Below are 14,501 nucleotides of genomic sequence, written 5' to 3' on the forward strand. Positions count from 1 at the left end.
GAGATAAAAATAGTAAAGCAATTTGTTATGACTGTATTTTAAATGTTAGGTTAAGTAGGAGGTATAAATATGAATAAACAAAAACCATTTTCTTATAAAGACGAAGAAATTATTAATAAATATAATAAAAAACGTAATCAAGAAATAACAAAAGAACATTTAAATAATATAGAAAAATTAAGAGAAATTTTTAAAAAAGAAGTAATTAATCAATATAAGGAAAATTTAATTTGTTCATTAAATATATTTTTGGGTCATTATATAGATGAATTTAAAAAAGAAGAAGATACATTTTATTTAAATAAATTAAAAGGTTCAATTGATATTATTCAAGTTTTAATTAATAAAATAAAATCCAATGAATTTGATTAATAATGCAATATGACTTAATTATTGGAATTGACCCCGCTGGAATTGGTAATAATGGAATTGTTATATATTCAAATGAAACTAATAATATTGTTTTTAATGAAACATTCAAAACTAAAACAGTTTTAGAAAGTAAATATATATATAAAGAATATTTTAAATTAATTAAAAAACAATTTATTAATCAAAAAATATTAGTTATTGTAGAAAATTTCTTTTTAAGCTCAAAACAATTATTAACTAATCCATTAGCAACACCCAAAATTATTGGTGCATTAATGGTATTAGTACAAGATGTTATGAACTGAGATTATTTAGAAAGTGAACCAAAAAATAAAACTAAAATAGAAAATTATAAAGGAAATATAAAATTAACAAAACATGAACAAGATGCTTATAAGCATATTCAATATTATTTAAGGAATTATAAAAATGAAAGATAAAGCAAATTATGTCAAATTAACAGTAAAACTGAGTAACACTATTGAAGCAAAATATTACGAAAAAGGTAATAAAGAATTATATTATAGTGTTCGTGGTCAATGAAATGGATTAAACTACGTTACTTTAATTTTTAATAACCCAAAACTTTATAGACGCTGTATTTTATTAAACAAAAATGATGAAATTATTGTAACTGGTCAAATATTTAACACTTTAAACATTCCTAAAAATCGTGCATTTTGTTCAATAAATGTTAAATGATTTAAAAAATGAAAGGAATAAAAATGAATAAATGTAAACAATGTAAGAAAAGAATATGGTTAAGTAAAAATTGATGTATGAAATGCTTAGAAATAATGGTTAATAATTTAACTAAAAATAAGGAGAATTTGATTAATGAAGTGTAAATTAGATTGTAATAATGAACAATATATATTAGAAAAATACGAAAATGGAAGTCTAGAATCATTGTATTGTCTAAATCATTATATGAAAAAAAATGGTGAATTTGATAATGAATAAAGAAAAATTAATTGAAGATTTAGAAGAACGAATAACATGACTTACAAATGAAATATCTAATGTTAAATATTTTAAACAAATAGAATTTTATATATGAGAAAAAATATGTTTAAAAAATCTATTAATTAAAATTGAACAAGGAGAATTTGAATAATGATAATATTACCTACTTTGTTTGAAAATAAAGATGAAATTGAAATATTATCACCATTTCCAAAAGCAATTCATACAAGTAATGATATTAGAGCAATTATTTTAAGACAATATCCAAATGTTAAATCAAAACACATAATTGTTTCTGACCCCGAAAGTAATGTTGCATTAATAGTTGGTGATAATGATGTTTATCAAGGTTGAATTAAAGTAACAATTAAAAAATTAGAAATAGAAAGAGAATAACCATGACTAAACGCGAATTTTTAATTAAATGAAATGTAGATGAAAAATTATTTTTTATTGATAATGTTGAATTTTGTACAAGTGACACATGTGTAATGTTTAATTGAAATGATAATTATTTAATGATTGATTGTTATTCAGAATACATGAATAAATTTATAGAACTATTAAATGATTTAAAACAAATTAAAGGAGAATAAACAAATGAAAAAGGAAAAAAATAAAATTAGAAATTATGAATTTGAATTAAATTCTTATGTAGTAGATTCCTTATTAGATGTTATAAGAGAACTGATAAAAACAAATAAAGGAGAATAAAATATGTTAGATGAAATTTTAAAAGTAATTTTTGATAGAGCAGATAAAAAAGAATTAATTAATATGATAGAAAGATTAATTCTTTGTACTAACAATAGAAAAGAAACAAAAAAATGAATTATTAGAGAATTTGATAAAAATGATTATGTTTTAGAAAAATTATTACAATTAGAAATACAAGGAGAAAAAAATGGATTATAAAGAAAAAATTAAAATTAGAATTCATGAATTTGAATTATATGATTATCAAGTAAATACTTTATTAGATATTGTAAGAGAAATGTTAAAAGCAAATAAAGGAGATTAAAATGCCAAACGAAAATACACAATCAAATTATACTTTAACTAAGTTAATAAGAACTGGTATAAGTCCAATTTGTGCAATGATTGGTACAAGTGCTTATTATGGTCAAGTAATAGATAATCCATTATTAGGTTCAATTAATAGTTTATTATTTGGTAAAAAATTAGGTTTAGATATTTGAAATTTAAATCAAAGACCAAATACAAAAACTAAATTAATTAATAGTAGTAAAAAAATCTTATTAGGTTTAGGAACAATTGGATTAGCAAATTATAGTAAATGAACAGAAAATAATATTAATCCTATTATTCCAACAACACCAATTCCAGTAACTACTACAACTACAACAGAAGGTCCTCCATGATTATTATTAAATAAACAAGAACATCAGTCATTAATGGATTGAGATACTTATATTTCATTAAATGCTTATGGTATATCAAATCTTATTAGTGGATTAACTGAGTTAATACCTAATAAATTTGAAAAAATAAGAAAGGTTTGTAATATGGCTACTGGTGGATGTTTGATTAGTAGTGGTGTAGCAATGGGTATAAATAATGATTTTAATAATGCTTATGCAATACCTACCATAATTGCTGGTGCAAGTGAAATTATTCATAATTTACTACCTATGGAAACTACAAATCATATTGAAGAAATGCAAGAAACACCATTTAATAATGAAACTGCAAGATTAATAAATGATAATAGATTCACAATTAATAGTGAAACAACTAGTCAATATGGTAGTGATAATATGAGTGAAGTACCATTAAATCATGATAATACTTCATTAAATTGAGATTATAATCACATGAGTTTATAAAGGAGGTGAATAATTGATGAATAAAGAAAAATTACTTGAATATTATAATCAGGAAATAAAAATATATAAAGAAAAAATAGAAGAATTCAATAAAGAAATATCTGTATTAGTAGAAATTATAAGTAATTTACAATCAATGATTGAAAGAATTAATGGTGGTCAATTTGATTAATAATTAGAAATAAAAAAATAAATAGTTGAAAGGAAAATATTGAAATGAAAGAATTTTTACATGAATTAATAATTATTGGAACAAGTGTTGGAACATTAATTTGCAGAGAAATTATTGTTTTATTAAAAAGATTTATCACAACTCCAAAACATGTTAGAGCAAATAATAAAATTATCAAACATCAAAAAAAATTAGAAAAATTAAATGAAAAGATTAATAAAGGAGAAAAATAATATGACAAAAATTGAATTTAATGAAAAATATATAAAAAATAATATCAAAATTGATAGAGATTTTGATTTAGATATAGGAAATTGTTTTAAATTTTCTGATATTGATATATTAGAAAATGCAGTTAAAGATTATAAAAAACTAATAAGTGAAATGCCACAATTAGTTAAAGATTGATTATTGGGATAAGATTAGGAGAATATTAAATGTTAGAAAATGAAGATAATGTTCAACAAACAACTGAACCTTTAACTGAAAATAATGCTCAACAAGAAATAGAAAATAAAGTTAATGAAGCAGAAAATAAGTTAAATAAACTTAATCAAGAAATTAAAGAAAAAGAAATGATTAATATATTTAAAAAATATCAAGTTAAAACTGAATTTTATGATTTTTTAAAATTTAAAACAAGTAATCTAGAAAATTCAAAAATTGAAGAAACTATTAAAAAAATGATTAAAGAACAACCAGTATTTAAACAAACAATTAATACAGGTGGTAATAAACAAATAATTATTAATAATAAAACAAATGATAAAGAAAATTTTTTAATTAATTATAAAAAGAAAAATTATTTATAAACGAAAGGAAGAAATAAAATGTCAGTACCATTTAATCAAAATTTAGACAATACAGAGAGATTAGTAGAAGCACCAGAATTTATAGAGTTTTTTAAAATTTCAAATAGTCCATGGGCAAACTTTTTTCCTACTGAAATTGTTGACTCAGTAAATATTGAGTTTATTGTTAAAAAACCAAAAAAACCGGAAGTAAAAATTATTGCTTGGGATGATAAAAGTAAAAGATATGAATTACCATATGTTGATACAGATAAAATTAGTAAAAAAATAACTAAAAAATATCTTGCAGGAGAAATTATTGCAGATGTAGATTTAAAAGCAAATAATGGACAAAATTTATTAGATAGTATGCAATATGAAGTTGCAAATGATTTAGCAGATAAATTGGCAATTGATGATACACAAGCAATTGCAAAATTTGCTACTAAAATCGATATTGAAGATACAACACCAGTAGGCTATTTAAAATCAATGTTATCTGCTTGAAATACTTTGTTTCAATTTAGAAATATTGCAAATAGTAAATTTTTTATTACTAATGGTCTTTATGATAGTTTAGTTTATTTAGCAGATAATAAAGGTTTAATTACCGATAATCAGTTGGCACAACAATTACGTTTAAATGGAAATAATTTATATGTAAAAGGCGTATTATGTGAAATCGTTCTTGATGACTATATGATTTTTACTAATGATAAAAATGAACAACAATTAATGACCTTTATTTTAGCAACACCAAGAGCAATGAAAAGATACATGATAGAAAATACAGTTATTTATGTAGATTTTATTAAAGATGATAAAGCAGGAAGAGCATATAAAGTTGCTGGTGAAGTTGTTGGAGAAGCAATCCCATATATTTCTAATAATGAAACAACATCAAGATGAATGTTATGTGGAGTTATTAAAACAGAAAAAAATGATTTAAAAACTAAAATTACAGTTTTAACAACAAATATTACTGCAAATGTTAATAACAATAACAATGAATTAAATACAGAAATAAAAAGTACTAATGAACTTAAATCATTAAATCCAAATTTAACAAATCCAACTATTAAATATTTTAGTGATGCACAAGGAAAAACTAATGTAAGTAATCAAAAACAAAAAGCAGGTGACTTATATATAACTATTGCTGCAAATGTTAATGATTTAAATTATAAAGGTTCAACAAATCCAATTAAAATAACTCTTAAATAAAGGAAATTAATATCATGCCAATTGGTACAACTAGTACAGCAATACTTTTAAACATAAATAAACCAAAACATACTAGAACAAGTAAACAACAAGAAAATAAAAGTTTTTGATGAGAAATTTTAGAAATGATTGGTGTACAAGTTATAGCAGTAGCACTTGCTCCTTTTACTGGTGGATTAAGTGAAAGTTTTGCACTTGGATTAGGTGCAAGTGATTTAATTGCTAGTATTAGTGCTGTTGGTGTAGAGTTTTTAACTGATTTTACTATTAATCAAGTTTATGATTATTTAAAAGGAAATGTAACATCATTAAATACTTTCTTTAATTTATTACCGGCATTTGCAGGACTTAATAAAATTAGTCGTGGTTATCGCACAACTAAATTTATTAAACTAGCACAAGAAACTAAAACATTAGAACAAGTTGGTATTAAAGAAGCAAAAAACTTACAAGAAATTATTAGTCAAGTAAGTGGAAAAGAAATTTTAACAGATAAAATTATTGGTAATAAACGTTATTTAATGAATTATAGTTTTACTCCTAATCGTGAAACAGTATTACGAGATTTAGGTTATGTTGCTGAAAGACAATATAAAAATAATTTTCAAAAATTAGAAGCACAGGAGTTAAAAAATTACTTATTATTACAAAATACATTAATAAAATTAAGTCCACAATTAACTCCTAAATTTAAAATTAAAGATATTGAAAAAGCAAATAATTTTTTAAAAAAATATAATACTGATTTAAAAAAAGTATTATCTATGAACCAACATGATTGATTAAATTTAGTTCATACAATACACACAGAAAATAGATATGGAAAAACTTTAATTTTGGATTTACAAAAAATTCGTGCTAATGCTATTAAATTTGATTTTAAAAAAAGTTCAATTCATAAGATTGTTTTAAATGCAAATAAATTGTTTAAATATTTGGATATTAGATTTTATTTAAAAAAAGGTTTAAATAAATTTTGAAAAAATACACCATATTTTGAAAAATTACGAGAAAGTATATATAAATTACAAGAAAAATTTGAAAAGTTGGAAAAACAAGCATTTGAAAAAATTAATAAATTAAAAGAAAAAACAACTGATTTATTTACTAGTGCAGAAAAAAGAGCAATTAAACATGCACAATTAATTCCATTAAATTCACCAGTATTTATGGGTTGTAAAATTCAACCTTTATCATTAGATAAATGTGCAATTACTATTTATCATCGCAATACTAAATATAAACCAATTACAGTTGTTGATAGTATTCTTAAAGCAGAAACTTTTGTTACTCAAATACATCCATTCCATTGATATCGTTGATATAGTGGTTGATACATTGGTTATGGTGTTAATCATAATAAATGATTAAAAGCAATAGCATTTGCTCCACCAGTGGTTCAACAAGTAATTAGAGATAGTTTTAAAGTATATAGAGAAATATTTAGAATAGTAAGAACTTATCATAAAGTAGTAAATGTTATTAATAATCCTATTGAAAATATTAATAAATCATTTAAAAGTGTTGGTTTAAAATTTTCAGTTAATACTTTATTTGGCACTGGACTATTACATCATTTAGAAAAATTTGCATATAGTCAAGTTGTAAAAAAAGGTAAGAAAAAGTTACAAAAAGAAATTATCCATATATCACATAGAAAAACTAAAACAAAAACTAAGCATTATAAAAAAGCATTTTTTAAGGAATGATAAATTATGATTAATAAACTTTGAACTGATGTCAGTCTTGAAAATTATAATAACTGATATCCATTAACTGGAAAAATTACAGAAACCCCACAGCAATATATACAGACATGACCTAATGTTAATGATTGATTTAAAACTTTTGCTATTCGTGCTCAAAATGATATTAATGCTTATCTTGATTTTATTTTATCTAAATTTCCTTTTGATAGTTTTAAAGATGAATTAATTAAAGAAACATTAAGAGATATGGTTTATGTAATGGTTGAACATTGAGTATTTAATCGTACACCAATTGAATTTAATGTTGATGCTACTATTCAATTTAATAATGGTAGTCAATTTAGTGCAAATAGTACTCCTACGATTAATGTTTGAGATTTAGCACCTAGTAGAATGAAAATATGAGCAAGATTAACAGAATTAAAACAAATATTTTCAAGTTATAATGATGATGAAATAGATATTGAAAAAATTGACTTAAAAGCATTTTATACTAGAAATCAAGTTGATGAATTAATTGAACAACAAAAAGAATTTACATTATCAAAACAAATTAAATTATATGATGATTTAGTTGATGATAATGAAAATGAAATATATAGAGGTCCTGTTAGTAAATTTGTTAATAAAGGTTATGTTGCAACAGATTATGATAAAGAAACTGAAACAATGATTTTAGATTGACCAGATGAAATTGGAACATTACCACCAGAAGCATTACAAAATAATCCACAAATTGGTGATTATACACATGCACCAACTTGTGATTTTTCTGCTAAACAACAAAAACGAATTACTACAAATGAAAATGAAATTACCAAATTAAATACTGAATTAATTAAAGCAAATGAAAATATTAATGATGTTAAAAATAATTGATTTAATATTGAAACTAGTCCTTTATGAAAGAAAGTTAAAAATGAAAATATTAAAACAGATACATGATGTATTATTGATTGAACATATTATTTTATCGATAGTAAACAACTTATTATAAGTAATAATAAATTAACTAAATCTAATATAAGAATTACTAATAGTCAAATAGAACAAAAGCAAATAATAATTGAAAATATTGATGTTAATATTGATAAAGTAACATTATTATATGATGTTGATTTAATAAAGTTTATTGCTACTAATAACACAAAAAAGTATAAACCAATAATTCATAATATATATCAATATCAAGGAATAGGTACACCAACTGAATTTATAGCAGAAGAAAATACTGAACGTGATTATTATACAAAACTAGAAACTAATAATTTATTAGATAAAAAACAAAATAAATTAATTGCTGGTGAAAATATTAAGATTGATGAAAAAACTAATACTATTAGTACTACTGGTGGTAAAGCTGATTTATCTGATTATTATAAAAAAGAAGAAGTAAATAAAAAATTAGAAGATACAAAAGCATTATTTCCAATTGCTTTTTCTATGAATGCTATTGGTCAAGAAATTCCTACTTTAGAAACTGAACATAAAACTATTGTTGATGCTATTAATCAAAATAAAAATAATATTGATAAAAAACAAGATAAAGAAAATTGAGTTGTAATAGGAAAGAAAGTTGATAATAGAACATGAGATAATTTTAATATTGACCTTAATAAAACATATCGTGTATTTATAACATGACACAGAAATGCACCTGAGCAAAATGGTTATCCATTAATGTTATTGTTTAAATCAGCAAAAGCAGTTGGAACTGGTACATGAACTCTTTTAATTGGTAAAATTGATAATAAAGATGCTTCTTTAATTCTTAAGGCTGATTATACTAAATCTACTAATAAATGAAGTTTATTTATTAAATGTGAAATTGATGGTGGTGCTATATTTAGTTTTGAAGAATTAAAAGAAAATACTTATCAAATTACTAGTAATACATTAGATATTACTTCACCAAGTGTAATTAATATAGATAAACCAATTAAAATTAGTTCAAAAAGTTTAGAAACTAATGAAATAGAAGAAAATATTTGAGATATTGAATTAAAAAATAATCCAACACCAATTCCAAGTGGTTCAAATTGAAAAGAAGTAGGAACAAGAGAAAAAAATAAATGAGATAATTGACAAATTACTTATGATTTTCAAGAGAATAAACATTATAGAGTTTATTATTCTTGAAGTATATATAGCTAACTAAAGTAATGTTTACTCATATCTTGAAAAACAAAATCAATCGCGTTTTTAATATTTGGTCAATAATTTGGTAATATTTTTCTTATATTATGTTTTATAGCAAATCAAAAATGTTCAATTGGATTTAAATTAGGAGAATATGGTGGAAGAAATAATAGTTTGCATCCAGCATTTTCAATTAATTGTTTTGTTGCTTTAGATTTATGAAACGTCGCATTATCTAAAACTATAATTTGTCCACACTTTAATACTGGAATTAGTATATTTTTAACATATGATTCAAAAATTTTACTATTGCAATGTCCTTCAAATGCTCATAGAGCTTTTAATTTACCTTTATTTAGTGCACCAATTATACTCATTCTCTTTATTTTATATGCAGGTTTATTATCAAATAATCTTTTACCTTTTTCAGACCAACCATATTTATAAAATTCATTATCATCAATTCCAGATTCATCAATATATACCAAATCTTCATTCATTATTTTCGCTATTTCTTTTAAAAAATCTTCTTGTTTATTTTTATCTCTTTGTTCATATAGAAAAGTTTTTTTTATATGTATAATTTAGTTTTTTGAAATAGTTATAAACTGTTTCTTTTGTCATATCACCAAATTTTTCAATTACTTTTTGAACTGTAACATCTTTATTTTCTGCTAAATAATTTTTTAATTCATCTAAATCCTTTATTTTGTGGCTATGTCCTTTTTGATAATTCAAAATTGGTTTTATATTTCCGGTTTTTTGCTTTCTTTTTCTTCATAAAAATAAAGTCTTTCTAGTGATATTGAACACTTTACAAATTTCTTTAATTTTCATGTTTTTACTTTCATAAACTTCTATTACTTTTCTTCGTAAGTCCTCACTGTATGGTTTTGGCATAATTTAATCTTCCTAATCTATTTTAATTATTGCTGAATTATACTTGTAAGTGCAAGAATTGTTTAAATTACATATTATTATTTTACATTATTTATGAGTAAACATTACTTTCGTTAGCTATATAATCCAGTTTATACTATTCAAGAATTTATTATAACTGATAAAAAAATTGCTGGTGTACAAATACAAACCTTTAATGATAGTGCTAATATAGTAATTTTATCAGTTCAACATGCAAAATTGATTACTATTTATACTGTAAAAGGTAATTTAAAAGGTAATGTATGAAAATTAGAAGAATTACAGGAATAATATTATGTTTTTTAAAATTATAAAAATTATTTTAGGTTTAATTGGAGTTTTATTATCTTCTGCAACAGCAGGTTTAATTATATTTATTATAGTAAAAATTGTATTAAAAATTAATCAAATATTTTAGAAAGGTGGTGAATATTATGTTAAATCCATTTAAGAGAAAAGAAAAAAGTAATATTAGTGATAATCAAAATGAAAAAGTAAAATTTTTAAATAATAAAAATAAAAGTACACATGCTTCCATTTTAAATTATTTTGGTTTTAATGATTTTAATCATGAAACTTATTTTACTGATTTTGTAGCAGAAAATAATGCTAATTTATATAATGCTCCATTAGATATTAATAATGAAACTATTAAACAATATTTAATTAAACAAGAGTTTTATAGAAAAAATTGAAATTCTATTTTTAAATTAAGTAAATTAGGAATTAGTGGTTATTTAATTTTTATTGCTAATGATGATTTATATTTTCAAGTAGTAGATATCCAACAAAGAGTTTATGATATTACTGGTAAATTAATTCAATGTACTATTTTTTATGATAGTTATCAACAAAATGCACAAATTGTAAGATTATTTGAAGTTTATACATTAAATAATGAACAAGTAACTATTAATCGTGCAATTTATAGTATTAGTGATAATAAAAAACAATTTCCATTAGATTTTAGAACATATAGTAATAACCCTAATTTAGCACAAGAACAAACACTAAATATTAACTATATACCAATAGCAATTATGCGAAATAAAGCAAATGAGTTAGCAGATTGTGATAAAGTAATGGATAAAATTAAAGCATTAGATGTTATTTATGAACAAATTGTTTTAGAACCTGTTTAGAATCTTTTTAATAAAATTGAAATAAAGGAAAGAACAACCATTTGTAAACTAGTATTTAGTTTTCTTTCACAATTTTTTCATAATCTTCTGCATTTTTCTAATCATGCAAAGCTTCGTTCTACAACTCATCTTTTTGGTAGTACTACAAAAGAATGTAATTCATTACGTTTTACAACTTCAACATTTGCATTTATGATTGTTTTGATTGCAGAAGCAAATTTTTCACCAGTATAGCCAGCATCTACTATTATTTTTTGAACTGTAGAAAGATTTTCTTTTTCACTTTTAATCATTATGATAGCACTATTACGATCTGTTTTTTCTGCTGTAGTTATGTAAATTGCATGTGGTAAACCTTGCGTATCAACTGCAATATGACGTTTTATTCCTGAAATCTTTTTACCAGCATCATAACCTTTATTTTCAGTAGTATCTGTATTTTTAACACTTTGCGAATCAATTATACAAAAACTAGTTTTTTCTTTTCGATGATTCTTAATACGAATCTTTTTAACTAATTTTTTTTAAAATTAATTGCAATACACTAGGTTCTTTATCATTGTTTTTACTTCAAATTTGGAAATAATAATATACAGTTTGTCATTTTGGAAAATTTTTTGGTAACATTCTTCATTGACAACCACTTTTTAATACATATAAAACTGCACAAAACACTTCATATAAATCTAAATTTCTTGGTTTTGTTTTCTTTTTGCTGTTTTCTAAAGTTGATTTTATGTTCTCAAATTGTTCTTTAGTAACATGACTTGGATAATTTTTATGCATATATACCTCTTATTTTAAAATATATAGTAATTTTACATTATTTTCTAAAAGATTCTAAACAGGTTCTTATATTGTTATATCAATTGATGTAATCAAATAATTCTAATTTTAATTGGATTAATGATGTAAAATTTTTATCATTAATAAATTCGGTTTTAAAAGTTTTAAAAGTTGCTTCAGCAACAGCATTATCATAAGGACAACCTTTTTTACTTAAAGAACGGTTAATGTTGAATGCTAGTAAAAGTTTATCAAGAATTTTATTGTTAAATTCATTACCGCGATCACTATGAAATATTTGAATATCTTTTAAACAGCGATTTGATTGCATAAATGCTTGATGTACTAATGATGCATCTTTTTTAACTCCAACACTATGTCCGATAATTTCGCGGTTAAATAGGTCTATTAATAGGCAAATATAGTTTCACCTACCATTAACTTGTACATAAGTTAAATCACTAACAATAACTTCATTTTTAATCCTATTCTTAAATTTTCTATTAACAAGATTAGTTATTTGACTATCGTTAACTTTGTTATTATGATTTTTGAATGATAATTTAGTATATTTTGATATTAAATTATGTTCATTCATAATTTTTTTAATTTTTCTGCGCGATAAATAAATTTCTTGGTTTTCTAGAATTTTTTTTAATCTTCTAGTACCATAAACTTCTTTATTTTCTTTAAAAGCACTAATAACAGCTTCATCATAAATATTATTTTTGATTTTATTTTCTTTTTTCTTTAAATTAAAATAATATGTTGATTTAGATATTTTTAAAAAACGACACATTGTGCGAATTTTATATTTAGCTTTATTTTTGACAATAATTTCTATTTTCTGCCTATTATTAGTGCTGCTTGCTTTAAAATATCATTTTCCATTCGTAATTGCTTTAATTCTTTTCTTAATTTAATTAATTCATTTTCTTCAAAAGAACGATTATCTTTAGTTTTAAAACTTCCTGAATTACTAAATTGCTTAATTCAATTGTAAGTAGCTGCTCTTGTAACATTATATTCTTTAGCAAGGCAAGATACTGATTTGCCACTTTGATATAAAGCTACTATTTGTTTTTTAAATTCATCGGTATATGAGTTAATATTGGCCATAATTATAGTTCCTTTCTTTTAACAAATTTGTTTACTTGTCTACGTAATTAGTGTCCAATAAATTGTAACCCATCCAATAGTTTCTCAATTTAAAGAATATTGACCAACCAGTATCTTTAGTGAAGAATTAGAAAAAAATTATAAATATTGAAAATTTAATTTAAGTATTGAAGAAACAAAATTAGAAATAAATAATTCAACTAAAAAAGGACTTACTAAAGAACTAAAAAATTTACTTTGTACAGCAATTGATACATGAGTTCAAATAGAGGATATTTTTAAGCAAAGACCAAATATTTTATTTTCTAGTAATCTAGAAAAAGACAACAATATATTATTTGAATATCCAATACAAACTGTTAAAAATTCTGAAACTTTAGATCCTACATTTAAAAAGATTTTAAACATGCTTGGTCAAAATACTATTATTGAAATTGAACAAATAATAGATTTATCAATATCTGCTTCTAATAGAACTTTGATTAGAAGTATTAAAGACAATATTACAAGAAGAGCTAAAGAATCTTTTAAAAAAATTTTTAAAAATTTTACTATTAATGTTATTCCAGAAATAATAATTGATGATCAACAATTTCAAATTGTTATAAGAGCAGATGAAAAAAGACATTATGCTACATCAGTAACCAAATATCAAAGTTCTGGATTTAAAGCATTTTTATGACTAGTTATAATGTTAGAAGTTGTAAAGAACTGAGAAAAAAATAAATTTGGAAGAGTTATTTTATTAGTTGATGAGCCAGACAAAAGTTTGCATATAATATTGCAGTATGAATTAGCTAAATATTTAAAAACTAACTTTACAAGTAAAAATGGTTTATTTATTTTGTTAACATCTCATTCTCCTTTTTTAATTCCTAATTTAAAAGAGAATATATATATTGCAGATATGACTGAAAAAGGTTATACTGAGTTAACAAAGGCTGAAAATATTAACAATATTAGAAATGCAGGAATTTTTCCTTTGATTACTTTATTCCATATGGAAAAAATACAAAAGGAAATCTTTTCAACTGGCGAAAATCAAGTTAGAATTTATTATGAACTTAAAATGGATAGATCTAAAGCAATTGAAGAAGCTTTAAATGAAATAATACAAAATAAATTTGAGTACAGTATAGTTCCCATAAATTCTAATGAACGTAAGCATATTTTTGATATTCGCATAAATAATTTCTTTTCAAAACATATATAGCTAACGAAAGTAATGTTTACTCATAAATAATGTAAAATAATAATATGTAATTTAAACAATTCTTGCACTTACAAGTATAATTCAGCAATAATTAAAATAG

General features: G+C 22.5%; 24 protein-coding genes. 19 read left to right on the forward strand and 5 right to left on the reverse strand.

The features are described from left to right. The first annotated feature begins 69 nt into the window (after positions 1-69). From AACL11_RS01575 to AACL11_RS01650, 16 genes are all read left to right on the forward strand, one after another. Complete coding sequence (locus AACL11_RS01575; RefSeq protein ID WP_338987904.1) at positions 70-372, forward strand: hypothetical protein; 303 nt, start codon at positions 70-72, stop codon at positions 370-372. 2 nt (positions 373-374) lie between these two features. Continuing rightward, a complete protein-coding gene (locus tag AACL11_RS01580; RefSeq protein WP_338987905.1) occupies positions 375-812 on the forward strand; it encodes a hypothetical protein in 438 nt (145 codons plus the stop codon). After that, on the forward strand, positions 802-1,095 hold the full coding sequence (locus AACL11_RS01585; protein WP_338961240.1) for a hypothetical protein: 294 nt from the start codon (positions 802-804) through the stop codon (positions 1,093-1,095). The genes AACL11_RS01580 and AACL11_RS01585 overlap by 11 nt, the downstream gene beginning before the upstream one ends. Positions 1,096-1,209: 114 nt before the next feature. Then, positions 1,210-1,335, forward strand: a complete 126-nt coding sequence (locus AACL11_RS01590; RefSeq protein WP_338986573.1) for a hypothetical protein — start codon at positions 1,210-1,212, stop codon at positions 1,333-1,335. Continuing rightward, entirely contained in the window at positions 1,328-1,489 is a 162-nt protein-coding gene (locus AACL11_RS01595; protein WP_338986574.1) for a hypothetical protein, read from the forward strand. The genes AACL11_RS01590 and AACL11_RS01595 overlap by 8 nt, the downstream gene beginning before the upstream one ends. Then, a complete protein-coding gene (locus tag AACL11_RS01600) occupies positions 1,489-1,734 on the forward strand; it encodes a hypothetical protein (RefSeq protein ID WP_338987609.1) in 246 nt (81 codons plus the stop codon). Before AACL11_RS01595 ends, AACL11_RS01600 begins: the two co-directional genes overlap by 1 nt. 2 nt (positions 1,735-1,736) lie before the next feature. Then, a complete protein-coding gene (locus AACL11_RS01605; protein ID WP_338986578.1) occupies positions 1,737-1,934 on the forward strand; it encodes a hypothetical protein in 198 nt (65 codons plus the stop codon). A gap of 121 nt (positions 1,935-2,055) precedes the next feature. Continuing rightward, complete coding sequence (locus tag AACL11_RS01610) at positions 2,056-2,253, forward strand: hypothetical protein (RefSeq protein WP_338986580.1); 198 nt, start codon at positions 2,056-2,058, stop codon at positions 2,251-2,253. A gap of 107 nt (positions 2,254-2,360) precedes the next feature. Further along, positions 2,361-3,185, forward strand: a complete 825-nt coding sequence (locus AACL11_RS01615) for a hypothetical protein (RefSeq protein WP_338987611.1) — start codon at positions 2,361-2,363, stop codon at positions 3,183-3,185. A 16-nt stretch (positions 3,186-3,201) separates the two neighbouring features. Further along, entirely contained in the window at positions 3,202-3,357 is a 156-nt protein-coding gene (locus AACL11_RS01620) for a hypothetical protein (protein WP_338987612.1), read from the forward strand. A 44-nt stretch (positions 3,358-3,401) separates the two neighbouring features. After that, positions 3,402-3,590, forward strand: coding sequence for a hypothetical protein (locus AACL11_RS01625; RefSeq protein WP_338987613.1), 189 nt, complete (start codon positions 3,402-3,404; stop codon positions 3,588-3,590). A gap of 1 nt (position 3,591) precedes the next feature. Beyond that, positions 3,592-3,777 (forward strand): hypothetical protein, encoded by a 186-nt coding sequence (locus tag AACL11_RS01630; RefSeq protein ID WP_338987779.1) that lies wholly within the window; start codon positions 3,592-3,594, stop codon positions 3,775-3,777. A 17-nt stretch (positions 3,778-3,794) separates the two neighbouring features. Continuing rightward, on the forward strand, positions 3,795-4,169 hold the full coding sequence (locus AACL11_RS01635; RefSeq protein ID WP_338987615.1) for a hypothetical protein: 375 nt from the start codon (positions 3,795-3,797) through the stop codon (positions 4,167-4,169). An 18-nt stretch (positions 4,170-4,187) separates the two neighbouring features. After that, positions 4,188-5,372 carry a hypothetical protein gene (locus tag AACL11_RS01640; RefSeq protein ID WP_338987616.1) on the forward strand — a complete coding sequence of 395 codons (1,185 nt, stop codon included), beginning with the start codon at positions 4,188-4,190 and terminating at the stop codon, positions 5,370-5,372. Between the two features lie 14 nt (positions 5,373-5,386). Beyond that, complete coding sequence (locus AACL11_RS01645; RefSeq protein ID WP_338987617.1) at positions 5,387-7,084, forward strand: hypothetical protein; 1,698 nt, start codon at positions 5,387-5,389, stop codon at positions 7,082-7,084. Positions 7,085-7,087: 3 nt separating this feature from the next. After that, positions 7,088-9,235: a hypothetical protein gene (locus tag AACL11_RS01650; protein ID WP_338987906.1), complete on the forward strand. Its 2,148-nt coding sequence runs from the start codon at positions 7,088-7,090 to the stop codon at positions 9,233-9,235. Here the strand turns inward: AACL11_RS01650 and AACL11_RS01655 are convergent. Both AACL11_RS01655 and AACL11_RS01660 read right to left on the reverse strand, forming a co-directional pair. Continuing rightward, complete coding sequence (locus AACL11_RS01655; protein WP_338988471.1) at positions 9,232-9,804, reverse strand: IS630 family transposase; 573 nt, start codon at positions 9,802-9,804, stop codon at positions 9,232-9,234. The genes AACL11_RS01650 and AACL11_RS01655 overlap by 4 nt on opposite strands. Next, positions 9,761-10,120 (reverse strand): helix-turn-helix domain-containing protein, encoded by a 360-nt coding sequence (locus AACL11_RS01660; protein ID WP_338973555.1) that lies wholly within the window; start codon positions 10,118-10,120, stop codon positions 9,761-9,763. The genes AACL11_RS01655 and AACL11_RS01660 overlap by 44 nt, the downstream gene beginning before the upstream one ends. Positions 10,121-10,436: 316 nt before the next feature. On the opposite strand from AACL11_RS01660, the gene AACL11_RS01665 reads away from it, so the two are divergent. Continuing rightward, positions 10,437-10,559, forward strand: a complete 123-nt coding sequence (locus AACL11_RS01665; protein WP_338973392.1) for a hypothetical protein — start codon at positions 10,437-10,439, stop codon at positions 10,557-10,559. A gap of 16 nt (positions 10,560-10,575) precedes the next feature. Then, complete coding sequence (locus AACL11_RS01670; protein ID WP_338987907.1) at positions 10,576-11,283, forward strand: hypothetical protein; 708 nt, start codon at positions 10,576-10,578, stop codon at positions 11,281-11,283. On the opposite strand, the gene AACL11_RS01675 is transcribed toward AACL11_RS01670, so the two are convergent. The 3 genes from AACL11_RS01675 to AACL11_RS01685 all read right to left on the reverse strand — a co-directional run bounded on the left by AACL11_RS01675 (position 11,280) and on the right by AACL11_RS01685 (position 13,188). After that, positions 11,280-12,069 (reverse strand): IS5 family transposase gene (locus AACL11_RS01675; protein ID WP_281747819.1). Its coding sequence is split into 2 segments (ribosomal slippage): positions 11,280-11,807 and positions 11,809-12,069, totalling 789 coding nucleotides; the frame shifts between segments, so codons are not numbered across the junction. The genes AACL11_RS01670 and AACL11_RS01675 overlap by 4 nt on opposite strands. 37 nt (positions 12,070-12,106) lie before the next feature. Further along, complete coding sequence (locus tag AACL11_RS01680) at positions 12,107-12,988, reverse strand: IS3 family transposase (RefSeq protein WP_338988533.1); 882 nt, start codon at positions 12,986-12,988, stop codon at positions 12,107-12,109. Then, a complete protein-coding gene (locus AACL11_RS01685; RefSeq protein WP_338987908.1) occupies positions 12,910-13,188 on the reverse strand; it encodes a transposase in 279 nt (92 codons plus the stop codon). The genes AACL11_RS01680 and AACL11_RS01685 overlap by 79 nt, the downstream gene beginning before the upstream one ends. A 406-nt stretch (positions 13,189-13,594) precedes the next feature. Here AACL11_RS01685 and AACL11_RS01690 point away from each other — a divergent pair, with 406 nt between their 5' ends. Then, positions 13,595-14,401: an AAA family ATPase gene (locus AACL11_RS01690; protein ID WP_338986970.1), complete on the forward strand. Its 807-nt coding sequence runs from the start codon at positions 13,595-13,597 to the stop codon at positions 14,399-14,401. Positions 14,402-14,501: the final 100 nt, after the last annotated feature.

Origin of the sequence: Spiroplasma endosymbiont of Dasysyrphus albostriatus, assembly GCF_964019495.1 — a bacterium.
GTDB lineage: Bacteria > Bacillota_I > Bacilli_A > Mycoplasmatales > VBWQ01 > Spiroplasma_E.